The organism is Sphingomonas sp. GW821-FHT09E03, assembly GCF_059416225.1.
In genome coordinates this window covers 18,979-41,853 of sequence record NZ_JBWKOS010000006.1, presented here as the reverse complement: position 1 = coordinate 41,853, position 22,875 = coordinate 18,979, and the positions used below count along the sequence as shown (strand labels likewise).

Below are 22,875 nucleotides of genomic sequence, written 5' to 3'. Positions count from 1 at the left end.
GCCGGCTCGCCGCTCTGCCCAGAGGAAAGGCAGGATGACGGGGCCACGCGGCTCACCGGTTGGCCGCGATGATCTGGCGAATCCTGGCTTCGACGGCGGGATCGTTGCCGTCGGTGGCGCGGCCCTGATAGGCCTGGGTGGCGGGCTCGCCGAGCAGCGCGCCCGAGACGTTGGCGGTGTCCACGGTGACGTCGACCGACAGGCCGACGCGCAGCGGGCTGCGCTGCAGTTCGCGGACGTCAAGCGCGATGCGCACCGGCACGCGCTGGACGATCTTGATCCAGTTGCCGCTGGCATTCTGCGGCGGCAGCAGCGCGAAGGCATTGCCCGAGCCGGCGCCGACGCCGATCACCTTGCCGTGATAGACCACGTCGCCGCCATAGGTGTCCGAGGTCACGGTCGCGGGCTGGCCGATGCGCAGGTCCTTGAGCTGGGTCTCGCGGAAGTTGGCGTCGATCCACACGCGGTTGAGCGGCACCACCGCCATCAGCGGCGTGCCCGGCGCGACCTGCTGGCCGATCTGCACGGTGCGCTGGGCGACGACGCCGTCGATCGGCGCGGCGATGTGCATGTGGCTGCGGACGATCGCGGCGCGGCGGTAGGCGGCGATCGCGGCGAGCACCGCGGGGTTGTTCGAGGTGCTGGTGCCCTGCACCGCCGAGCGCGACTGCGCCTGCTGGCTGATCGCGAGATTGAGGTTGGCGCGGGCGACCTTCACCGCATCGGCGGCATGGGCGAGTTCCTCCCCCGAAATCGCGCCCTGCGCCGCGGCGCCTTGGCGACGGGCGTAATCGGCGGTGGCGGCGCTGAGCGAAGCGCGCGCCTGGACCACCGAGGCGCCGCTCGCATTGACCTGCGAGAAATCGGCGCGGGTGGCGCGCACCGCCTTGGCGAGATCGGCCTCGGCGGCGGCGAGGTTGACGTCGGCGGTCGCGGCGTCGAGGTCGAGCAGCGGCTGGCCGGCCTTCACCGTCTGGGTATTGTCGGCGTGGATCGCGGTGATCTGGCCGGGATCACGCGCGGTGATGGCGATGACGTCGCCGGCGACATAGGCGTCGTCGGTCTCCTCCTCGGGCTTGGCGAGCAGGAAGTGGAACACCGCCCAGACGATCAGGCCAATGACGACGATGACGCCGAGCACCAGCAGCCAGCGCTTGCGGCCCTTGGCATTGCCCTTGGCCGGCGGCGGGGGTGGCGGCGGCGCGGGCGCAGGTGCCGGCTGGTTATCCGAGGCCTGATCGGGAGCGCGATTGTCGGTCATCAGCGGGATTCCTGGGGAGTGAAGCCGCCACCGAGCGCCAGCACCAGCGCGACGCGCTGGCGGGCCGCATCGGCGGCGAGGTTGGTCTGGGCGAGCTGGGCGTCGAGCAGGCGGATGTCGTTGTCGACCACGTCGAGCCGGCTCTCCAGCCCGCTCGAGATGCGGATCGCGTTCAATCGGTTGGTTTCGGCGAAGCCGCGGACGACGGCGGCGTTGCGGTCGCGCTGGGCGGCGAGGTTGGCGACCAGCGCGATCGCGTCGGCCGCCTCGCGCACCGCGCCGATCACGCGGTCGTTGTAATCGGCGGTGGCGAGATCGAGCGCGGCGGTGGCGCCGGCATAATCGGCCTTGAGCCGGCCATTGTCGAACAGCGGCAGGTGGATCGCCGGGCCGGCGCCGACCGTGCCGGCATCGAGGCTGAACAGATTGCCGATCCCCAGCGCCTGGAAACCGCCCATCGCGGCAAGGTTGATGTTAGGATAGAAGGCCTGGCGAGCGACGCGGCGGCCGGCGACCGCGGCATCGATCCGCGCCTGGGCGGCGGCGATGTCCGGCCGGCGGGCGAGCAGATCGGCGGGAACCTGCGCCGGCAGCGGCAGCGCGGCGGCGAGCCGCATCGCGGTGGGCGCCAGCGCGGCGGCATAATCAGTACCGCGGCCGGCCAGCGCGGCGAGCGCGTTGGCGGCGATCGCGCGGGCGCCGGTGGCGCGAACCAGCTCGCCCTGCGCCTGCGCGAGCAGCGTTTGCGCGGCGGCGGCCTGGAGGTTGCTCGCCAGCTTGTTGCGGATCTGGATGTTGGTGAGGCGCAGCGAATTCTCGCGGGTGGCGATCGACTGGCGGGCGAGCGCGGCCTCATTCTCGGCGCGGGCGAGATCGATATAGGTCTGCACCACCGATCCGGCGATCGCGAGCCGCGCCGCGGCGAGATCGAGCGCGGCGGCGCGGGTGGAAGCGCGCGCACCCTCGATCGCCGCTTTCTGGCGGCCGAACAGATCGAGGTTCCAGTTGAGGTTGGCGAGGCCCTGGCCGACGAACCGGGTGGTCCCGGCATAAGGCGGCGGGATGGTGTAGCGGCCCGACAGCCGGGCATATTGCTCGTTGGCGTCGAGCGTCACGTCCGGGCCGTTGTCCGCCCGCCGGCTGGAGAGCACCGCCTGGGCCTGGGCGATGCGCGCGAGCGCCGCCGCCAGCGTCGGGTTGCCTGCGGTGGCCTCATCGACGATGCGATCGAGCTGCGGATCGGCGAAGCCTGCCCACCAGCGCTCGCTGATCGCCGGCGCGGCTTCGGTAGCGAGGCCGAGGCTGGTGGGGGCGACCGGCGCGACCGCCGGCTGGGTGTGCGGGATGGCGCAGCCGGCGAGCAGCAACGCTGGGGATAACTTGGCTAAGTTCACGCAAATGACCTATCGGTTGCGGCCTGCTGAAGGGTGCCGCGGAGGCGCTGGAGAAGCCGGATCAGCTGATTGACTTCCGTTTCTTCCCAGTCACTTAGCCAGCCGTTCCAGAGCTGGATGACGCGACTGCGGCAGCGCTGGGCGATCGCGGTGCCGGCGGGCGTCAACGCGAGATTGACGAGGCGGCGATCATCGGCGTCGCGGTGGCGCGTCACCCAGCCGTTCGCCTCCAGCGCATCAACCAGCCGCGTCGTCGCACCCTTGTCATAAGCGATGTCGCGCGCGAGCTCGGCGCAGGTGGCACCCTGGCCGGTGCGTACCGAGGACAGCGCCGCCCATTGCATGTAGCTGATCCCCTCGGGCGCGAACACCTGCTCGAGATTGACCTGCGCGAGCTGGAACACGCGACGCGACAGATAGCCGATCGAATTGTCCTGACAGAATTCAGGCGAGGACGATTCGGAGTAGAAACCCATGTCGTTGCCTTGGCAACCATTGCCCAGGCAGTCAATAGCGTGTCGCTATGTTGCTGCAACGGCGGACAAACGCGATTCGCAAAGAGTGGTAAACCACGGGTAACGGCTTCTTAGGGGCACCTTTTTAGGAAAGGGGCGACCGCTGCAGGACGTTCGCCCGATGAGATACCCGCTGATAGCCCCCCGGCCGCCGCGACTGAGCGAGCATGTCGATGGGCTCCGGCGCGTCGAGCAATCCGGCGTGTTCAGCAACAATGGCCCGGAGGTGCGCGCGTTCGAGGCCGAGATTACCGCGACGATGTTCGGCGGCGAGGGCGCCAGCCTCGCGGTGTGCAACGCCACGCTGGGGCTGATGGTCGCGATCCGCCAGGCGGCGGGGATGCGGCCCAAGCCCGGAACGCTGGCGCTGATGCCGGCACTGACCTTTGCCGCCACCGCCCAAGCCGCCGACTGGGTGGGGCTCACCCCTTTGGTGTGCGACGTCGAGCCCGATGGCTGGACCGCCGACCCGAAGCAGGAAGAGGCGCTGCTGCGCCGCCATGGCGCGCGGATCGGCGTGATCGTGCCCTATGCGACCTTCGGCACCGCGATCGACCTCGACCGCTATGCCTGGCTGGCGCGGCACCATGACGTCGGCGTGGTAATCGACGCCGCGGCGTCGCTCGGCACCATCGACGACGCCGGCCGCGGCTTCGGCACCGGCGCGCCGTTCGCGATCGTCTATTCGATGCATGCCACCAAGACCTTCGCGGTCGCCGAGGGCGGGCTGGTGTACAGCGGCGACGCGCGGCTGGTGGATCAGCTGCGCAGCATGATCAACTTCGGCTTCGAGGCCGGGCGTACCGCCACCCTGCCCGGCATCAACGCCAAATTGCCCGAGGTGATCGCGCTGATGGCGCGCGCCAAGCTCGGCGAGATCGATGCGGTATGCGACCACCGTGCCGCGATCGACGCCGCCTATCGCGCCGCGCTCGACGGCTTCGGGTTGCAGCGCTCGACCGGCCGACGGCAGGCGACGCAGTTCATGCCGGTGCTGCTGCCCCCTGCCCTGGCGCCGCACCGCGCCACGATCGCCGCGACGCTGGCAGCCGAGGGGATCGGCAGCGGCCAATATTTCAGCCCGCATCTCGGCGAGCAGCCCTATCTGCGCACCACCGCGATGATCGAGCCGACCCCGGTGGCGGACGCGATCGGCGCGCGGATGCTGTCGCTGCCGATCACCGACGCGATGACCCCTGCCGACGCCGGCGTGATCGCCGGCCGGCTGGTGGCGGCGATCGAGCGGGTCGCCGATGCGCAGGCGCAGCGGGTGGGAGACAGGATGACGACGAGCGACCATGGCACGGTGGTGATCGGCGGCGGCCCGGCGGGCACCGCGATGCTGACCGCGGCGAGCAAGCAGGGCAAGCTCGCGCCGCTCGCCCGCGCCGGGCTGGCGATCGTCGAGCGCGGGCCGCGGCTCGGCGCCGGCCGGATCGGCGGCTATGCGATCACCTCCGATACCACGGCCGAGACCTTCCTCAGCGCGGTGAAGAACCATCCCGATCCGGCGCTGGCGGCGCTCGAGCATCACCCGGCGGGGCAACGGATGGCACGCTACATCGGCGCGCTCGGCGCGCCGCTGACCGAAGCGGCGCCGCTGCTCGACGCCACCGCCGACCGGCTGGCGGGGATTGTCACCGAGCAAGGCGGCACGGTGCTGACCGGGCATGAGGCGACCGGCGCGCAGCGTACCACCGATGGCCGCTGGCGAACGACGCTGCACACGCCCGATGGCGACAGCCGCGTGCTCCTGTCCGATACGATCGTGGTCGCGACCGGCGGGCACCAGCCGCTGGCGCATGTCGCCGACAAGCAGGTGGCGGGCGCCCGGCTGGGCGATCTTGCCGGCGAGCGGCTGATCGGATCGGATAGCTTGCTGCGCCTCGGCGGCGTCGAGGCAGTCCGCGATCGGCTGGCGGTGCGACCGGCACCGCGGGTGGCGATCGTCGGCGCCTCGACCAGCGCGATCGCCGCGGCGGTGCTGCTGCTCAAGGCGAACCCGGCGTTCGCGTTCGGCGCCGGGGCGGTGACGCTGCTCCATCGCCAGCCGCTGAAGCCCTTCTACCCGACGTGCGAGGCCGCGCATGCCGACGGCTTTCACGATTTCGACGATGACGACATCTGTCCGGTGAGCGGCTTCGTGCTGCGCCTGGCCGGGTTGCGGCTCGAATCGCGCGAGCTGGTGCTGCGGATGCTGGCGCTCGGCGGGCGCACGCCTGATCCGCGGGTGGCGACGCACCGGATCGATGGCGACGACGATCCTGCGGCCCGGGCGCTGATCGAGCGAGCCGACCTGGTCATCGGCGCGCTCGGCTATCGGCCGCTGTCGCTGCCACTGTTCGCGAGCGACGGCACGCCGCTGGCGCTCGCCTGGGAAGCGGGGCGGCCGATGGTGGACAAGCATTGCCGGCTGCTCGACGCGCATGACCGGCCGGTGCCCGGTGCCTTTGGTATCGGCCTGTCGGCGGGGTTCGTGCCCTGGGGATCGCTCGGCGGCGAGGCGAGCTTCACCGGCCAGGCCAACGGGCTGTGGCTGTGGCAGAATGACGTCGGCCAGATGATCGTCGACCAGTTGCTCGATGTGGAAGCCCGCGCCGCGGCATGACCGATCCGATCGTGAGCGTCGTCATCCCGGCGTACAATGGGGCCGGGCTGATCGGCGCGACGCTGGACAGCCTGGGCCGGCAGACCCTCACCGATTTCGAGGCGATCGTGATCGACGACGGCTCGAGCGACGACACGCGCGCGCTGGTGCGCGGCTGGCCGGACCCGCGGGTGCGGCTGCTCGAACAGCCGGAGAATGGCGGCCCGGTGAAGGCGCGCAACCGCGGTGTCGCTGCGGCGCGCGGCCGCTATATTGCGGGGCTCGACCAGGACGATCTGTGCCGGCCCGAGCGGCTGGCGCGGCAGGTCGCCTATCTGGAGGCGCATCCCGATGTGGTGCTGCTCGGCACCCAGGCCGAGCAGCTCGCCAACGGGCAGGTATCGGCAATGCAGCATGCACCGCACACCACCCCGGCGCTGATCGCCTGGCTATTGTGGATCGAGAATCCGCTGGTGTGGTCGACCGTGATGGTGCGCGGCAGCGCGGCGCGGGCGTTGACGCCGTTCACCCGGCCCGAGGTGCTCTATGCCGAGGATTTCGATCTCTATCACCGCATCGCCGCGCGCGGCGGGGTCGCCCGACTGGACACGCCGCTGCTGCTCTATCGCCAGCACGCGGGCGGCATTTCCAAGCGCTTCGTTGACGCGATGGAAACGAGCGCGACGCAGGTGCTCGCCGATCGCTATCGGCCCGTGCTCGGCGACGGCAGCGAGGCGGCGGCGCAGCTGCTGGTGCGGCACAATATGGCGAGGCTGCCGGTGCCCGACCGCGCGACGCTGATCCGCCTGGGCGCGGCGATCACGACGCTGCAGGCGGCGTTCGTCGCCGCGGCGCGGCCCGATGCCGAGAGCCTCAGGCTGATCCGCTGGGAAACCGCCCGCCGCTGGCGCGCGATCGGCCGCGCCGGGCTGCGCACGGGGAATGTGAGCGTCGCCGACGTGCTCGCGGCGCGGCCGGCGCATCTCGGGCTGGGTTATGCGGGGGTGGAGACGCTGCTGTGGAGCGGCGCGGTCGGCGCGGTGCGGCGGTGGCGTCAGTAGACGAGGGAGCGCCCCCCCGTCACACCTTGGCGGAGTAGATCATCCGGCCCGGGCCGAGCAGCGCGAAGACCTTGTCGAGCTCGCCTTCGCCGACTGCGAAGCAGCCCTGGCTGCGGCCGAGCATGCCGTGCGACTTGATCATGTCGGCGTTGGCATACCAAGCCGAGTGAACGACAATGGCGCGGGCGAGCGCGTTGTCGTTGGTGCGGTCGAGGCCGATCAGGCGCTGCGAGCGGCCGTGCTTGCCGACGTAATAATCGGCGGTGACGAACGCGCCTTCGCAGCTGGCGTTGGAATTCTCGGCGTTGGAGAAGCGCTGCAGATAGCCGGTGTGCGAGGGATCCGAGCCGCTGCCGTGCGCGACCAGGAACGACTGGCTCTTGCCGTTGGCGAGATCGACGAGGTGGAAGCGCGCCTGGCCCGACGGCGCCGACATGTCGGCGATTGCGATCCGGTCGCGGTGGCTGATGCGGTTGCCGTGGCGATCGAGCGCGGCCATCGCCTGGCGCATCAGATCGGGGCGGACAACCTTGGGCGAGGTGATCGGACGGGCCGCGACGGCGATCGCACGCGGTGCCGGCACCGGTGGTTCGCCGATCGGCCTCAGATCACGCTGCGTCAACTTGCGTGCGGCGGCAGACACGGTGCCCGGCACGGCCAACACGCCTGCCAGCAGCAGGCCGTTCTTCACGATCGCGCGCCGATCACGCGCCACATCACGCTCGTTCATCATCGAGTTAATCTAAGCCCCGGTCGTTTCCCGCGAGACTTTATATAGCATTTTCTACCTTAAATTTCCGCAACCTTATCCGCAGGTTGCCGCAGCGCTCCCTCCATTGGCCGCATTGCGGCCTCCGCCTGGCCGACCCGGGCGATGGCACCAACCCGGCCGCGGTGCGTTGGGCCGGCGAGTCTTCTGGGTTACGAAGGAACTGAAAAGATGAAGAAATTGCTTGCCGCTTGCGGCGCGGCGCTTTTCATCATCGCGCCGGCGAGCGTGCTCGCGGCGCCGGCTACGGCGGCGAACGGCGGTGGCGGCGGCGACTCCGGAGTCGCGGTAGCGGGCGAGGCCACCACGCTCGGCCCCAACAAGTTCGTCTGGGCCGATGGCGCCTCGATGCAGCCGGTCAGCGTGGTGATCTCGATCGCCGACCAGAAGGCCTATGTCTATCGCGGCGAGAAGCTGATCGCGGCGTCGACCGTCTCCACCGGCAAGGATGGCAAGGAGACGCCCGTCGGCGTGTTCCCGATCCTCCAGAAGGAGGAGAGCCACAAGAGCAACCTGTACGATTCCGCGCCGATGCCGTTCATGCAGCGGCTGACCTGGGATGGCGTCGCCATCCATGCCGGCAACAACCCCGGCTTCCCCGCGAGCCACGGCTGCATCCGGGTGCCGACCGCGTTCGCCAAGAAGCTGTTCGCGGTGACCAGCGTCGGCAGCATGGTGGAGGTAACCGATCTTCCCGCCGGCGAAGGGTGGTCGCCGCCGGTGCCCTATGATTCGAGCACCGAGACCGCCAATGCCAATGGCGACCAGCTGATGGGTGCCGGGCAGTAACGGCCCGCCCGCCGTGCCCCCTCGCCCGCCCGCCTAGAGCGTGCGGATGATGGCGGAGAAATCGGTGTCGCCCTGCCCGGCGGCGACGAAGCGCTCGTAGAGTTCGGTTGCCTCGCTGGACAGCGCCACGGTGGCGCCGGCCTGGTCGGCGGCCTGCATCGCGAGGCGCAGGTCCTTGAGCATCAGCGCCGCCGCGAACCCGCCCTGGTAATCGCGATCGGCGGGCGTCTCGGGGCCGACGCCGGGGACCGGGCAATAGGTGGTCATCGACCAGCTCTGGCCCGAGCTGACCGAGGCGATGTCGTAGAAGCGCTGCGCGTCGAGCCCGAGCTTGTCGGCGAGCGCGAACGCCTCGCAGGTGGCGATCATGGTCGCGCCGAGGATCATGTTGTTGCACATCTTGGCGGCCTGGCCGGCACCGCTCGCGCCGGCGTGGATCACCGCCTTGCCCATGGCGTCGAGGAACGGACGGGCGCGCTCGAAGCCTTCCGCGCTGCCGCCGACCATGAAGGTGAGCGTGCCCGCCTGGGCGGCGGCGATCCCGCCCGAGACCGGCGCATCGACCGCGGCGAACCCGCGGGTCGCGGCCTCCTCGCCGAGGCGCCGCGCGGTGGCGACGTCGATCGTCGAGCAATCGATCAGCACCGCCGATGGCGCCGCGCCGGCGAAGATCGCGTCGGCATAGACGCCCGCGACATGGCTGCCGGCGGGGAGCATGGTGATCACCGCCTCGGCGCCCTCGATCGCTGCGGCGGCGCTGGCCGCGCGGAGACAGCCAGCCGCTTCCGCCCTGGCGAGCGCGGGCTCGCTGAGGTCGAAGGCGCGAACGTCATGGCCTTTGGCGGCGAGATTGGCGGCCATGCCGCCGCCCATGTTGCCGAGGCCGATGAAGGCGACGCGTGCCATAAGTATCTCCTGATTACTGGCGGGTGAGGTCGCGGCCGACGATCATCCGCATCACCTGGTTGGTGCCCTCGAGGATCGAATGGACGCGCAGATCGCGCCAGAAGCGCTCGATCGGATAGTCCTGCAGATAGCCGTAGCCGCCGTGCAATTGCAGCGCGCGATCGACCACGGCCGAGCCGGTGTCGGTGGCGAGGCGCTTGGCCATGGCGGCGAAGCGGGTCTTGTCCGGCGCGTTGGCGGTGACCTTGGCGGCCGCCATGTAGAGCAGCGCGCGCGCGGCCTCGAGCTCGGTCGCCATGTCGGCGAGGGTGAATTGGGTGTTCTGGAAATCGGCGATCGGCTTGCCGAATTGCTGGCGGTCCTTGGTATAGCGGATCGCCTCGTCGAGGCAGCGCTGGGCGCCGCCGAGGCTGCAGGCGCCGATGTTGAGCCGGCCGCCGTCGAGCCCCATCATCGCGATGCGGAAGCCCTCGCCCTCGGCGCCGACGAGGTTCTCGGCGGGCACCCGGACATTGTCGAACATGACCTGCGCGGTCGGCTGCGAATGCCAGCCGAGCTTCTTCTCCTGCGCGCCGAAGCTGACGCCGGCCATGCCCTTCTCGATCACCAGCGCGGAAATGCCCTTGGGGCCCTCCTCACCCGTGCGGACCATGGTGACATAGACCTCATTCTCGCCGGCGCCCGAGATGAACTGCTTGGTGCCGGTGACGATATAGTCGTCGCCGTCGCGCACCGCGCGGGTCTTGAGCGCGGCAGCGTCCGAGCCCGAGCCCGGCTCGGTCAGGCAATAGCTCGCGAGGCGATCCATGGTGACGAGATCGGGCAGGTATTTGGCCTTGACGCTCGCCGAGCCGAACCGGTCGATCATCCAGCTCGCCATGTTGTGGATCGAGATGAAGGCGGAGGTCGACGGGCAGCCGTAGGCCATCGCCTCCATGATCAGCGCCGCCTCGAGCCGGCCGAGCGCGATGCCGCCGGATCCTTCCGAGACGTAGATCGCGGCGAAGCCGAGATCAGCGGCGGCCTTGATCGTCGGCCGCGGGAAGATGTGCTTCTCGTCCCATTCGGCCGCATGCGGCGTGATCCGATCGGCGGTGAAGCGGCGCGCGAGCTCCTGGATCTCGCGCTGATCGTCGGTGAGGTCGAATTGCATGATGGTCCTCAGCTGGGGCAGCGCGAATAGCGGAAGGAGCCTGCCGGTTTGGCGACCTGACGCTGGAGCGTCTTGCCCTCGTCGAGCAGGGTGAGCGTGGTCGCCTCGTTCCAGGTCTGGCCTTCGCCGCTGACCGGGAGGGTGAAGGTGAGCGTGGTCGCGGCGATCGCCTTGATGCCGGTTGCGGTGCCGCGCGATTCGTAGAAGGAGAGCTTGTCGCCGGCGATCGTCATCAGCCCCTTGGCGTCGGCGCGGCCGGGTTCGCAATCACTGTCGGTGAGGCCCCAGCGGCCCTGGAAGCCCGCGGGGATGCCGGCCACCGGGCTCGGCGACGGCGCCGCGACCGGCACCAGCGTATTCTGCTGGTCCTCCATCAGATCGTCGGGCTGCGACTGGGCCTGCGCCGCCGCGGGCTCGGCCTGCGACGAGCCATTGCCCCCCGCAGCGCCACCACCGCCGCAGGCGGCGAGCAGCAGGGCGGTGGCGATCGGCAGGGTCGCGGTCAGGTGGGTGCGCATGGAAGTCCTCATCCGTTGCGGGCCGGTCAGCCCATCGTCGGGATGACGAACGCATCCTGGACGCGCGAGGGTCCGCCGTCCTCGCTGCCGCCGGGGAGCGCCGAGCCGTCCGGCCAGCGCTGGGTGACCGTCTTGACCTTGGTCCAGAACTTGACGCCCTCGAGGCCATGCTGATTGGTGTCGCCGAACGCCGAGCGCTTCCAGCCCCCGAAGCTGTGGTACGCGACCGGCACCGGGATCGGCACGTTGATCCCGACCATGCCGACGTTGACCCGCACCGCGAACTCGCGCGCGGCATGGCCGTTGCGGGTGAAGATCGCGACGCCGTTACCATATTGGTGATCGCTCGGCAGGCGCAGCGCGGTCTCGAAATCGGGCGCGCGGACGATCTGCAGCACCGGGCCGAAGATCTCTTCCTGATAGGCGCTCATCTGCGGGGTGACATGGTCGAACAGCGAGGGGCCGATGAAGAAGCCCTGTTCATGGCCCTGGAGCGCGAAGCCGCGGCCGTCGACCACCAGCTCGGCGCCCTCGTCGACCCCGGTCTGGATCCATTGCTCGATGCGCTGGCGGTGCGCGGCGTTGACCACCGGGCCGTAATGCGCCTCGGCATCGGTGGAGACGCCGACGCGCAGCGCGTCGATCGCGGGGATCAGCTTGGCGCGGAGCGCGTCGGCGGTCTTGTCGCCGACCGGCACCACCACCGGCAGCGCCATGCAGCGTTCGCCCGCCGAGCCGAAGGCGGCACCAGCGAGATCGGCGACGACCTGGTCGAGATCGGCATCGGGCATGACCACGCCATGGTTCTTGGCGCCGCCCATCGCCTGGACTCGCTTGCCGGCCTCGACGCCGCGGCGGTAGACATAATGCGCGATGTCGGACGAGCCGACGAAGCTGACCGCGCCGATCGCGGGATGATCGAGGATCGCATCGACCATCTCCTTGTCGCCATGGACGACCTGGAGGATGCCCTCGGGCGCGCCGGCCTCGAGCATCAGCTCGGCGAGGCGCACCGGCAGCGACGGATCGCGCTCGGACGGCTTGAGGATGAAGGCGTTGCCGCAGGCGATGGCGACGCCGAACATCCACATCGGGATCATGCCGGGGAAGTTGAATGGGGTGATGCCGGCGCCGATGCCGATCGGCAGGCGCATCGAATAGACATCGATCCCGGGACCGGCGCCATGGGTGTAATCACCCTTGAGGATATGCGGAATGCCGCAGGCGAATTCGATCACCTCGAGCCCGCGCTGGATGTCGCCCTTGGAATCGGCGATTACCTTGCCGTGTTCCGACGAGAGCAGGTGGGCGAGATCGTCCATGCTGGCCTCGACCAGTTCCTTGAAGCGGAACATGACGCGGGCGCGGCGCTGCGGGTTGGTCGCGGCCCAGCCGGGCTGGGCGGCCTGCGCGGCGGCGACCGCGCGGTCGAGATCGGCCCGGGTGCCGAGGGTGACGGTGGCCTGGACCTGGCCGGTGTTGGGATCGAACACGTCACCGGTGCGGGTGGCGCCGGTGTGCGGGCCGCCGCCGCCAACGTTCGATCCGGCGCCGCCACCCACGATGTGATGGTCGATGATGCGCATGGCATGCTCTCCTATTTTTCGGGCGGCTCTGCGCCGGTCGGGGGAGCGAGGCAAGGGGTTTGCGGTTGGCGGCGACAGCTGCGCGCCTGCTCCACTCCTCAGTCATGCTGAACTTGGTTCAGCATCCATGGCCGAACCGTTCCGCCTGGCTCGACGGGTGGGCCATGGATCCTGAAACGAGTTCAGGATGACGTAGACGTTCAAGGACGGGTCGACTCCTCACGGGCATGCTATAGTTCCTCCACACCCACCCACGAACGAGGACCGGGATGATCGAGCGAGCAGGATTGCAGGTGGCCGAGGAACTGGCCGCGTTCATCGACTGGCAGGCGCTGCCGGGCACGGGGATCGCGCCCGAGGCATTCTGGGAAGGGGCGGCGGCGATCTTCACCGCCTTCGCGCCCGAGAATCAGGCGCTGCTCGACACCCGCGACCGGCTGCAGGCGGCGCTCGACCAATGGCATGGCGCCCATGCCGGGCAGCCGGTCGACCAGAAAGCCTATCAGGCGTTCCTGCGCGAGATCGGCTATCTGGTCGACGAGCCGGCGCCGTTCGCGATCGACCCGCGCGGGGTGGACGACGAGGTGGCAAGCCTAGCGGGCCCGCAGCTGGTGGTGCCGGTGCTCAACGCGCGCTTCCTGCTCAATGCCGCCAATGCGCGCTGGGGCAGCCTGTATGACGCGCTGTACGGCACCGACGCGCTCGGCGCGCCGCCGGCGGGGGGCGGCTACGACCAGGCGCGCGGCGCTGCGGTGGTGGCGCGGGCCAAGGCGTTCCTCGACGAGGCGGTGCCGCTCGCGATCGACTGGGCGGACCTGGTCGCGGCGGAGGAGATACCGGCGCTGATCGTCGACGATGCGCAGCTGATCGGGCGGCGCGGCGCGAACTGGCTGTTCCGCCACCATGGCCTCCACATCGAGCTGGTGGTGGACGACCGCCATCCGATCGGGCGCGGCGATCCGGCGGGGATCGCCGACGTGCTGCTCGAATCGGCGCTGACCACCATCGTCGACTTCGAGGATTCGGTCGCCGCGGTGGACGCCGCCGACAAGGTCGCCGCTTATGGCAATTGGCTGGGGCTGATGACCGGCACGCTCGAAGAGACGTTCGCCAAGGGTGGCCGCACCGTGACGCGGCGGCTCGCCGAGGATCGCGATTATGTCGGCCTCGCGGGCGAGGCGATCGTGCTCCCTGGGCGCAGCCTGCTGTTCGTCCGCAACGTCGGCCATTTGATGACGACGCCAGCGGTGCTGCTGCCCGATGGCGGCGAGGCGCCCGAGGGGATCCTTGACGCGATCGTCACCAGCCTGATCGGGCTCCACGACCTGCAGCACCGCGGCCCGCTGGCGAACAGCCGCACCGGATCGATCTACATCGTCAAGCCGAAGATGCACGGGCCGGCGGAGGCGGCGTTCACCAACGCGTTGTTCGACGCGGTGGAGGATCTGCTCGGCCTTGCCCGCCATTCGATCAAGGTGGGGGTGATGGACGAGGAGCGGCGGACCTCGGCCAATCTCGCCGCCTGCATCAATGCGGTGCGCCACCGGATCGTGTTCATCAACACCGGCTTCCTCGATCGCACCGGCGACGAGATCCACAGCTGCATGGCGGCGGGGCCGATGGTGCGCAAAAGCGAGATGAAGGCGGCGGCGTGGATCCGCGCCTATGAGGATCGCAACGTCCAGATCGGGCTGGCCTGCGGGCTCGCGGGCCGCGCGCAGATCGGCAAGGGAATGTGGGCGGCGCCCGACCGGATGGCGGCGATGCTGGCGGAGAAGATCGCCCACCCGCTGAGCGGCGCGACCACCGCCTGGGTGCCCTCCCCGACCGCGGCGACGCTGCACGCGATGCATTATCACTATATCGACGTCGCTGCGCGGCAGGCGGTGCGCGCCGCCGAGCCGGTCACCGGGCTCGACGAGCTGCTGACGATACCGATCGCGCCCGGGCGTAACTGGCAGCCGGACGAGATCGCCGCGGAGCTGGACAACAACGCGCAAGGCATCCTCGGCTATGTGGTGCGATGGGTGGACCAGGGGGTGGGCTGTTCCAAGGTGCCCGACATCCACGACATCGGGCTGATGGAGGATCGTGCGACACTGCGGATCAGTTCGCAGCACATGGCCAATTGGCTGCTGCACGGCGTCGCCACCGTCGACGAGGCCGAAGGCGCGCTGCGGCGGATGGCGGCCAAGGTGAATGCGCAGAATGCCGGTGATCCGGCCTACCGGCCGCTTATCGGGCCGGACGGCGACAGCCTCGCCTTTCAGGCGGCGCGGGCGCTGGTGTTCGAGGGTGTGCGCCAGCCCAATGGATATACCGAGCCGTTGCTGCACCGCTTCCGCGCGCGGGTGAAGGCGGGATGATCCGGCTCATGCGCCGGCGGATTGCGGCTAGCCGGGGCGCTCGTTACGCAGTGCCAGCGTCACCGCGTCGATGCGGCGCAGCATGGTGACGAAGCCGTCGATCTCCTGCGCCGAGAAGCCGGAGAACAGCCGCCGTTCGAGGTCGAGCGCCTTGGGCGCGACCGCGGCATAGAGGTCGCGCCCCGCGTCGGTGAGATCGAGCAGGTGCGAGCGGCGGTCGTCGGGGTTGGCGCGGCGGGCGAGCAGCCCGCGCTCGACCAAGGCGATCGCGGCGCGGCTCACCGTCACTTTGTCCATCAGCGTGCGCTGGCCGATCGCCTGCTGGGTAATGCCGCCGGTTTCCGCGATCACCGCGACCAGCCGCCATTCGGGGATGGTGAGCGCGAACAGCGCCTCATAGGCACGCGCGATCGAATCGCTGACCAGGTTGGAGGTCACCGAGAGGCGGAAGGGGATGAAGTCGTCGAGCGCCAGTCCGGTCATAACCCCAGTTAGTATCAGTTGACACGATCCGGGCAATCACGCAGAAGAGTTGGTAACGAACGATACCAAAAAAATAATAGGAGAGGATGCCGTCATGGATCACATGGACGTCAATCCGATGGGCCTCGACGGGTTCGAGTTCTGCGAATTCACCTCGCCCGATCCCGACGCGCTCGCCCACCAGTTCGAGCAGCTGGGGTTCGTCGCCGCCTCGGTGCACCCGACCAAGGCGGTGACGCGCTACAAGCAGGGCCAGATCAACCTGCTGCTCAACCAGGAGCCGAGCGGCCATGCCGCCGACTTCCGCGCCGCGCACGGGCCGTCGGCGAGCGGCATGGCGTTTCGCGTCGGCAATGCGCGCGAGGCCTATGAGGCGGCGCTGGCGCGCGGGGCGAAGCCCGGCGATGCGGCGGGCGGCGCGCTCGGCGAGGGCAGCTATGTGCTCGAGGGGATCGGCGGCTCGCTGCTGTATCTGGTCGATCGCCACGGCAATGGCGCCACCCTGTACGACGACTGGCACCAGGTGCCCGGCGCCGAACAGGCCGAGGCGGAGAACAGCGTCGGGCTCGACCTGCTCGACCATCTTACCCATAATGTCCGCCGCGGCCAGATGCGCACCTGGTCTGCCTTTTACGGCCAGATCTTCGGCTTCGAGGAGCAGAAGTATTTCGACATCAAGGGCAAGGCGACGGGGCTGTTCAGCCAGGCGATGATCGCGCCCGACCGCGCGATCCGCATCCCCCTCAACGAGAGCCAGGACGACAAGAGCCAGATCGAGGAGTTCATCCGCGACTATAACGGCGAGGGTATCCAGCATCTGGCGCTGACCACCGAGGACATCTTCGAGACGGTGGAGAAATTGCGCGCCCGCGGGGTGAAGCTGCAGGACACGATCGAGACCTATTACGAGCTCGTCGACAAGCGCGTGCCCGGCCATGGCCACGATCTGGAGCGGTTGCGCAAGAACCGCATCCTGATCGACGGCAATGTCGGCGAGGAAGGCCTGCTGCTGCAGATCTTCACCGAGACAATGGTGGGGCCGATCTTCTTCGAGATCATCCAGCGCAAGGGCAATGAGGGGTTCGGCAACGGCAACTTCCAGGCGCTGTACGAATCGATCGAGCTCGACCAGATCCGCCGCGGGGTGATCACCGTCGACGCATGAGGCCGCTTTCCCCTCGAGGAGTGCGGCAGGAAGGACGGCCCGTGAGCGACTATATCCCCGGCTTCGGCAACCATGTCTCGACCGAGGCGGTGCCCGGCGCGCTGCCGATCGGGCGCAATTCGCCGCAGCGGCCGGCGTTCGGCCTCTATGCCGAGCAGCTCTCGGGCACCGCCTTCACCGCGCCGCGGCATGAGAACCGGCGCTCGTGGCTGTACCGGATGCGGCCCACCGCCGAGCATCCGCCTTATACGCGCTACGAGGGCGCCACGCTGTTTGCGCCCGGCACCGGTGATGCGCCGCTCGCGCCCAACCGGTTGCGCTGGGACCCGCTTGCCGCGCCAGGCGAGCCGCTCGACCTGGTCGACAGCCTGGTGACGATGATCGCCAACCGCGACCCCGCCGATCTCGAGGGCGTCGCGGTGCATCTCTACGCCGCGCGGCGCGACATGACGACCCGCGTCTTCACCGACGCCGACGGCGAACTGCTGTTCATTCCGCAAGCGGGGCGGCTCGAGCTGCTCACCGAGCTCGGGCGGATCGAGATCGCGCCCGGGCAGATCGCTTTGGTGCCGCGCGGGGTGAAGTTTCGCGCGCTGCTGCCCGATGGCGAGGCGCGCGGCTATGTCGCCGAGAACCATGGTGCTTTGTTCCGGCTGCCCGATCTCGGCCCGATCGGCGCCAACGGCCTTGCCAACCCGCGCGACTTCGAGACGCCGGTGGCGTGGTTCGAGGATCGCGATGAACCGTGCGAGGTGATCCAGAAGTTCATGGGCTCGCTGTGGACGACCACGCTCGACCATTCGCCGCTCGATGTGGTCGCCTGGCACGGCAATCTGGCGCCGTGGCGCTATGACCTCTCCCGGTTCAACACGATCAACACGGTGAGCTTCGACCACCCCGATCCCTCGATCTTCACGCTGCTGACCTCGCCGTCGGACGTCCCCGGCCGCGCCAACGCGGATTTCGTCATTTTCCCGCCGCGCTGGATGGTGGCGGAGGGGACGTTCCGGCCGCCGTGGTTCCACCGCAACGTGATGAGCGAGGCGATGGGGCTGATCCGCGGCGCCTATGACGCCAAGGCGGAAGGCTTCGCGCCCGGCGGGCTGTCGCTGCACAATCTGATGGCGGGGCATGGGCCCGATCTCGCCAGCTGGCAGGGCGCGAGCACCGCCGACCTCAAGCCGCACAAGATCGACGGCACGATGGCGTTCATGGTCGAGAGCTGCTGGCCGTATCGGCCGACGGCTTATGCGCTGGAGCATGCCCAGCTCGACTATGACGCGGTGTGGGCCGACTTCCCCAAGGCGGTGCTGCCGAGGTGAGCGCCGACGCGCGGCTGGCGGCGACGCCGGCGGGGGTGACGCTGGGCGCGCTCGACATCGTCCCCGACGGCGGCGCGCGCAACTTCGTGTTGCAGCTGCGCGCGGGGCGGTTCCACGGCTTCGTGGTCCGGCGCGGCGACGCGGTGTTTGGCTATGTCGATCGTTGCCCGCACATGGGGCTGCCGCTGGCACAGGTGCTCGACGGCTATCTAACGCCCGACGGCGGGCTGATCGCGTGCAGCTGGCATGCGGCGCTGTTCGACATCGCGAGCGGCGCCTGCGTCGGCGGCCCCTGCCCCGGGGCGCGGCTGACGGCGTGGCCGGTAGGCGTGGTGGACGGGCGCATCGTGACGATGGCCGGCGACGCCGGGTAGGCGGGGTCTCCCGTTTTTCATCCTCCGCGCGGCTCGTTCCGGCGCAAAGAAAATCTGTGCCATCGCCTATACAGATGATGGAGATTGCCCGCGCACGCTCGGCTATCCTGGCCCGATCAGGATTAAAGGGTGACATTCGTGAAGTTTAACCGCGCCGTGCTGGCGATCGCCGGCTCCTCCCTCGCGCTGCTCGCCGCCCAAGCCGCCGCGGCCCAGGACGCCGGCCAGGCGACCACGCCCGCCACGACCGAAGGCGAGGCCGCCCCGGGCGTCGCCCCGGTCACCGTCGAGCAGAACGACATCATCGTCACCGGCACCCGCGCCGAAGGCCGCACCAAGCTCGACAGCGTCTCGCCGGTCGACGTGATCAGCGCGACCACGCTGCAGCGCCAGGGCACCACCGAGCTCGGCGCCGCGCTCGCCGCCACCGTGCCCTCGATCGATTTCCCGCGCGCCGCCGCGACCGACGGCACCGACGCGATCCGCCCCGCCTCGCTGCGCGGCCTCTCGCCCGACGAAACGCTGGTGCTGATCAACGGCGTGCGCGGCCACACCTCGGCGCTGCTCAATACCAACGGCTCGGTCGGCCGCGGCTCGGCGGCGGTGGATCTCAACACCATCCCGACCGTCGCACTCGACCGGATCGAGGTGCTGCGCGACGGCGCCTCGGCGCAATATGGCTCGGATGCGATCGCCGGCGTCGTCAATCTCAGGCTGCGCGAAGCCCGCTCGGGTGGCGGCGCGAGCGTCAACTACGGCTTCTACAACACCGACATCGACACCGCGCGCGGCAGCCGCAGCACCACGGGCGAGCATGCCGTGACTGCCTCGGCGTGGCAGGGGCTGGGCTTTGGCGACGACGGCTTCCTCACCGTCTCGGGCGAGTATCTCAACCGCGAGCCGACCAACCGCGCCGACTTCGACCCGCGCGTCACCCCCAGTCGCGTCACCGGCCGGTTCGGCGACCCCGAGGTCGAGCAGTACAGCATCTTCGCCAATGCCGGCACCTCGCTGACCGACAGCTGGAAGCTCTACGGCTGGGCGGGCTACCAGGATCGCGACACCCGCGGCGCCGCCTTCCCGCGGCTGCCGACCACGGCGGCGCTGACGACGACGCTCGCCTCGGTCGGCCTGCCCGGCGGCTTCCTGCCGATCATCAACACCAAGTCCAAGGACCTCAACACCGCGCTGGGGCTGAAGGGCGAGGTGATCGGCTGGAACGTCGACCTCAACGTCAGCTACGGCCGCAACGAGATCGACTTCCGCACGCTCAACTCGGCCAATTACTCGTACGGCGCCGCCACGCCGCGCAACTTCGACGATGGCGGGCTGACCTACCAGCAGTTCGTCGCCGGCGTCGATGTCAGCCGCAAGTTCGATGTCTTCCAGTCGCTCAACGTCGCCTTCGGCGTCGAGGGCCGGCGCGAGTGGTTCGACATCAATGCCGGCGAGCAGGCTTCCTACGACTACCCGACCGGGGTTACCACCGGCACACCGGGCGCACAGGGCTTCGGCGGCTTCTCGCCCGCCAATGTCGTCAGCGCCAGCCGACGCAACGTCAGCGGCTATCTCGATCTCGAGGCGCAGCTCACCGACAAGTTCCTCGTCGGGCTTGCCGGCCGCGTCGAGGATTATTCTGACTTCGGCTCGACCGCGACCGGCAAGATCTCGGCACGCTATGATTTCACCCCCTGGTTCGCGCTGCGCGGCGCGGTCTCGACCGGCTTCCGCGCGCCAGCGCTGCAGCAGCAATATTTCACCCAGGTCGCCTCGGTGATCGTCAACGGCTCGCCGGTGCTGACCGGCACCTATCCTTCGACCAACCCGGTCGCCACCGCGCTCGGCGGCCGCCAGCTCGAGCCCGAGAAGTCGACCAACTTCTCGGCCGGCACGGTGATCCGCTTCGGCGGCTTCGACCTCACCGTCGACGGCTATTGGATCAAGATCCGCGACCAGCTCGGGCTGTCGGAGAATATTGCGGCGACGCTCAACCCGCAGGTCGCGGCACTGCTCGCGCCGTTCAACGTCTCGGCGGCGCGCTTCTTCATCAACGGGCTGCGCTCGGAGACGCGGGGGATCGACGCGGTCGCGCATTACCGTGCGCGCACCGCCGCGGCGGGGGCGTTCGACTTCACGGTCGCCGGCAACGTCAACACCATCGACGCCGAGCGCCGGGTCAACGGCACCTCGACGGCGCTGATCCCCGCGACCTCGCTGTTCGCGCGCAGCCGGATCCTTCAGCTCGAGGAAGGCACGCCGGGCGAGAAGGTGACAGGTACGATCGACTGGTCGCTCGAGAAGCTCGGCGCGCTCGCGCGGTTGACCTATTATGGCAACGTCAACCAGCCGGGCACCACCGAGGCCGCCGACGTCAACACCGGGCGCAAGCTCGTGACCGACCTCGAGCTGCGTTACCAAGCCACCAAGGGCGCGCAGATCGGTCTTGGCGTCAGCAACCTGTTCGACGTTTATCCGGACTATACGATCGCGGCGAACAACTCGACCGGGGTGGTGGGCTTCCCTTATTATTCGCCGTTCGGGTTCAACGGCCGTTACCTCTACGCCCGCGCCGGGCTCAGCTGGTAATCGCAGGCGCTGGGGTTGGCGCGCCGGCCAACCCCCGGTAATCGCGCAGGCATGACCGATCTCGCCGTTCTCTTCGAGCATCCCGCCTGGTTCACGCCGCTGTTCGCGGCGCTGGACCGGCGGGGGGTGGATTACACCGCGTTGCGCCCCGACGGCTTCTGGGATCCCGCCGACCAGGCGCCCCCTGCCCGCGTGGTGCTCAACCGCATCGCCATGTCGAGCTTCCTGCGCGACGGCGAGCACCCGATCTTCTACGCTACCGCGCTGTTCGATCATTGGGGCCGCGCGGGCGCGCAGGTGGTCAACGGCGCCGACGTGCTCGCGATCGACGCCTCCAAGGCACGGCAATTGTCGCTGATCGCCAGCCTCGGCCTCGCGATCCCCGAGACAAGGGTGGTCCATCGCGCCGCCGATGTCACCGCGGCGGCGGCAAGCCTGTCGTTCCCGCTGGTGGTGAAGGCGAATATCGGCGGCTCGGGCGCGGGGATTACCCGCTTCGACAACATGGCCGAGCTCAACTATGCGATCGAGGCCGGCGAGCTGCCGAGCAGCGTCGATGGCGTGCTGCTGGTGCAGGACTATGTGCCGGCGCGGAACGGCACCATTACGCGGATCGAGACGCTCGACCGCGCCTTCCTTTATGCGATCGACGTCGCCGGCGGCGGCGCGTTCGACCTGTGCCCGGCGGATGCCTGCGTCGCGGACTCGGGGATCAGCATGGCCGCGGTACAGCCCGCGCCCGCGCTGGTCGACGCCGCCGAGCGGATCGCCCGCGCAGTCGACCTCGATGTCGGCGGCATCGAGGTGATGATTGACGATCGCGACGGCATTCCGCGCTTCTACGACATCAACGCGCTGTCGAACTTCGTCGCCAAGCCGTTGGACGTGCTCGGCTGGGAGCCGCACGACAAATTGGTCGATTACCTGCTCCGCCGGATCGAGGAAGCCTGATGCGCTACGGTTATTGGATGCCCGTGTTCGGCGGCTGGCTGCGCAACGTGCCCGACGAAGGGATGGACGCGAGCTGGAACTATGCCAAGCGGCTGACCCAGAATGCCGAGCGCTGGGGCTATGACCTCAGCCTGATCGCCGAGCTCAACCTCAACGACATCAAGGGCATCGAGCAGCCCGCGCTCGACGCCTGGTCGACCGCGGCGGCGCTCGCCGCGGTGACCGAGACGGTGGAGCTCATGGTCGCGGTGCGGCCCAACTTCCACCATCCGGCGTTGTTTGCCAAGGCGGCCGCCAACATCGATCGCATCTCGGGCGGGCGGCTGGCGCTCAACGTCGTCTCCTCCTGGTGGGCTGACGAAGCCCGGCAATATGGCCTGCAGTTCGACCAGCATGACGATCGCTATGCGCGCACCGAGGAATGGCTGACGGTGGTCGACGGGCTGTGGACCGAGGAACGGTTCAGCTTCGCCGGCAAATTCTACCAGACCGATGCGGCGATCTGCTCGCCCAAGCCCGCCAAGCGCCCCACCGTCTATGCCGGCGGCGAGAGCGAAAAAGCCAAGGCGATGATCGTGGCGCAGTGCGACGCCTATGTGATGCACGGCGACCCCGTCGAGGCGATCGCGCCCAAGATCGCCGACATGGCGGTGCGGCGCGAGGCGGCCAACGAAAAGAGGGGCGGCGGCGCGCCGATGCAATATGGCATGGCTGCCTATGCGATCGTCCGCGATAGCGAGGCCGAGGCCAAGCGAGAGCTGGAACGGATCACCACCGTCAGCGAACTGCCGGCGGGCTATGCCAATTTCGACCAGTGGCTGTCGGGCACCCAATTGGAGCGCGAGCTCAAGATCCAGGAGTATTCGGTGTCCAACCGGGGGCTCAGGCCCAATCTCGTCGGCACGCCCGAGCAGCTCAAGCAGCGCATCGCCGATTACGAGGGTGCAGGGCTCGATCTGCTGCTGTTGCAGATGAGCCCGCAGGAGCAGGAAATGGAGCGGTTCGCCGCACAGGTGATGGGCACCGCCTGATCCATATTCAGGCCTTGAGCGTAACGAATGGCACCTTCCGGCGCCCGATAGGTTGGAG

19 protein-coding genes are annotated in these 22,875 nt (G+C 69.1%); 10 read left to right on the top strand and 9 right to left on the bottom strand.

Annotated elements, in window-relative coordinates:
- Positions 1-52 precede the first annotated feature (52 nt).
- Genes AC07M8_RS13815 through AC07M8_RS13805 form a run of 3 tightly spaced genes read right to left on the bottom strand, consistent with a single transcriptional unit; the run spans position 53 to position 3,131 of the window.
- Positions 53-1,261 (bottom strand): HlyD family secretion protein, encoded by a 1,209-nt coding sequence (locus tag AC07M8_RS13815; RefSeq protein ID WP_495174911.1) that lies wholly within the window; start codon positions 1,259-1,261, stop codon positions 53-55.
- Positions 1,261-2,655: an efflux transporter outer membrane subunit gene (locus tag AC07M8_RS13810; RefSeq protein ID WP_495174910.1), complete on the bottom strand. Its 1,395-nt coding sequence runs from the start codon at positions 2,653-2,655 to the stop codon at positions 1,261-1,263. The genes AC07M8_RS13815 and AC07M8_RS13810 overlap by 1 nt, the downstream gene beginning before the upstream one ends.
- Entirely contained in the window at positions 2,652-3,131 is a 480-nt protein-coding gene (locus tag AC07M8_RS13805) for a MarR family winged helix-turn-helix transcriptional regulator (RefSeq protein WP_495174909.1), read from the bottom strand. Before AC07M8_RS13805 ends, AC07M8_RS13810 begins: the two co-directional genes overlap by 4 nt.
- Before the next feature lie 160 nt (positions 3,132-3,291).
- Between AC07M8_RS13805 and AC07M8_RS13800 the strand changes: the two genes are divergently transcribed.
- Positions 3,292-5,778, top strand: a complete 2,487-nt coding sequence (locus AC07M8_RS13800; RefSeq protein WP_495174908.1) for a DegT/DnrJ/EryC1/StrS family aminotransferase — start codon at positions 3,292-3,294, stop codon at positions 5,776-5,778.
- Complete coding sequence (locus tag AC07M8_RS13795) at positions 5,775-6,818, top strand: glycosyltransferase family 2 protein (protein WP_495174907.1); 1,044 nt, start codon at positions 5,775-5,777, stop codon at positions 6,816-6,818. Before AC07M8_RS13800 ends, AC07M8_RS13795 begins: the two co-directional genes overlap by 4 nt.
- Before the next feature lie 19 nt (positions 6,819-6,837).
- Here the strand turns inward: AC07M8_RS13795 and AC07M8_RS13790 are convergent, their stop codons facing one another.
- The gene (locus AC07M8_RS13790; protein ID WP_495174906.1) at positions 6,838-7,551 is read right to left on the bottom strand and encodes a murein L,D-transpeptidase catalytic domain family protein; all 714 of its coding nucleotides are present in this window, start codon (positions 7,549-7,551) and stop codon (positions 6,838-6,840) included.
- A gap of 207 nt (positions 7,552-7,758) precedes the next feature.
- Here AC07M8_RS13790 and AC07M8_RS13785 point away from each other — a divergent pair, with 207 nt between their 5' ends.
- The gene (locus AC07M8_RS13785; protein WP_495174905.1) at positions 7,759-8,376 is read left to right on the top strand and encodes a L,D-transpeptidase family protein; all 618 of its coding nucleotides are present in this window, start codon (positions 7,759-7,761) and stop codon (positions 8,374-8,376) included.
- 33 nt (positions 8,377-8,409) lie between these two features.
- Here the strand turns inward: AC07M8_RS13785 and mmsB are convergent, their stop codons facing one another.
- Genes mmsB through AC07M8_RS13765 form a run of 4 tightly spaced genes read right to left on the bottom strand, consistent with a single transcriptional unit; the run spans position 8,410 to position 12,539 of the window.
- Complete coding sequence (mmsB, locus tag AC07M8_RS13780; RefSeq protein ID WP_495174904.1) at positions 8,410-9,282, bottom strand: 3-hydroxyisobutyrate dehydrogenase; 873 nt, start codon at positions 9,280-9,282, stop codon at positions 8,410-8,412.
- A gap of 13 nt (positions 9,283-9,295) precedes the next feature.
- Positions 9,296-10,435: an acyl-CoA dehydrogenase family protein gene (locus tag AC07M8_RS13775; RefSeq protein ID WP_495174903.1), complete on the bottom strand. Its 1,140-nt coding sequence runs from the start codon at positions 10,433-10,435 to the stop codon at positions 9,296-9,298.
- A gap of 8 nt (positions 10,436-10,443) precedes the next feature.
- Positions 10,444-10,953: a hypothetical protein gene (locus AC07M8_RS13770; RefSeq protein WP_495174902.1), complete on the bottom strand. Its 510-nt coding sequence runs from the start codon at positions 10,951-10,953 to the stop codon at positions 10,444-10,446.
- Positions 10,954-10,979: 26 nt separating this feature from the next.
- Positions 10,980-12,539 (bottom strand): CoA-acylating methylmalonate-semialdehyde dehydrogenase, encoded by a 1,560-nt coding sequence (locus tag AC07M8_RS13765; protein WP_495174901.1) that lies wholly within the window; start codon positions 12,537-12,539, stop codon positions 10,980-10,982.
- A gap of 269 nt (positions 12,540-12,808) precedes the next feature.
- Between AC07M8_RS13765 and AC07M8_RS13760 the strand changes: the two genes are divergently transcribed.
- The gene (locus AC07M8_RS13760; RefSeq protein ID WP_495174900.1) at positions 12,809-14,905 is read left to right on the top strand and encodes a malate synthase G; all 2,097 of its coding nucleotides are present in this window, start codon (positions 12,809-12,811) and stop codon (positions 14,903-14,905) included.
- 27 nt (positions 14,906-14,932) lie between these two features.
- Here AC07M8_RS13760 and AC07M8_RS13755 read toward each other — a convergent pair whose 3' ends face one another.
- Entirely contained in the window at positions 14,933-15,388 is a 456-nt protein-coding gene (locus AC07M8_RS13755) for a MarR family winged helix-turn-helix transcriptional regulator (protein WP_495174899.1), read from the bottom strand.
- 94 nt (positions 15,389-15,482) lie between these two features.
- Here AC07M8_RS13755 and hppD point away from each other — a divergent pair, with 94 nt between their 5' ends.
- The 6 genes from hppD to AC07M8_RS13725 all read left to right on the top strand — a co-directional run bounded on the left by hppD (position 15,483) and on the right by AC07M8_RS13725 (position 22,817).
- On the top strand, positions 15,483-16,553 hold the full coding sequence (gene hppD / locus AC07M8_RS13750; protein ID WP_495174898.1) for a 4-hydroxyphenylpyruvate dioxygenase: 1,071 nt from the start codon (positions 15,483-15,485) through the stop codon (positions 16,551-16,553).
- A 41-nt stretch (positions 16,554-16,594) separates the two neighbouring features.
- Positions 16,595-17,875 (top strand): homogentisate 1,2-dioxygenase, encoded by a 1,281-nt coding sequence (gene hmgA, locus AC07M8_RS13745; RefSeq protein WP_495174897.1) that lies wholly within the window; start codon positions 16,595-16,597, stop codon positions 17,873-17,875.
- On the top strand, positions 17,872-18,249 hold the full coding sequence (locus AC07M8_RS13740) for a Rieske (2Fe-2S) protein (protein ID WP_495174896.1): 378 nt from the start codon (positions 17,872-17,874) through the stop codon (positions 18,247-18,249). Before hmgA ends, AC07M8_RS13740 begins: the two co-directional genes overlap by 4 nt.
- 138 nt (positions 18,250-18,387) lie before the next feature.
- Positions 18,388-20,835, top strand: a complete 2,448-nt coding sequence (locus AC07M8_RS13735) for a TonB-dependent receptor plug domain-containing protein (protein WP_495174895.1) — start codon at positions 18,388-18,390, stop codon at positions 20,833-20,835.
- A 51-nt stretch (positions 20,836-20,886) separates the two neighbouring features.
- Positions 20,887-21,786 (top strand): ATP-grasp domain-containing protein, encoded by a 900-nt coding sequence (locus AC07M8_RS13730; RefSeq protein WP_495174894.1) that lies wholly within the window; start codon positions 20,887-20,889, stop codon positions 21,784-21,786.
- Complete coding sequence (locus AC07M8_RS13725) at positions 21,786-22,817, top strand: LLM class flavin-dependent oxidoreductase (protein ID WP_495174893.1); 1,032 nt, start codon at positions 21,786-21,788, stop codon at positions 22,815-22,817. The genes AC07M8_RS13730 and AC07M8_RS13725 overlap by 1 nt, the downstream gene beginning before the upstream one ends.
- Positions 22,818-22,875 lie beyond the last annotated feature (58 nt).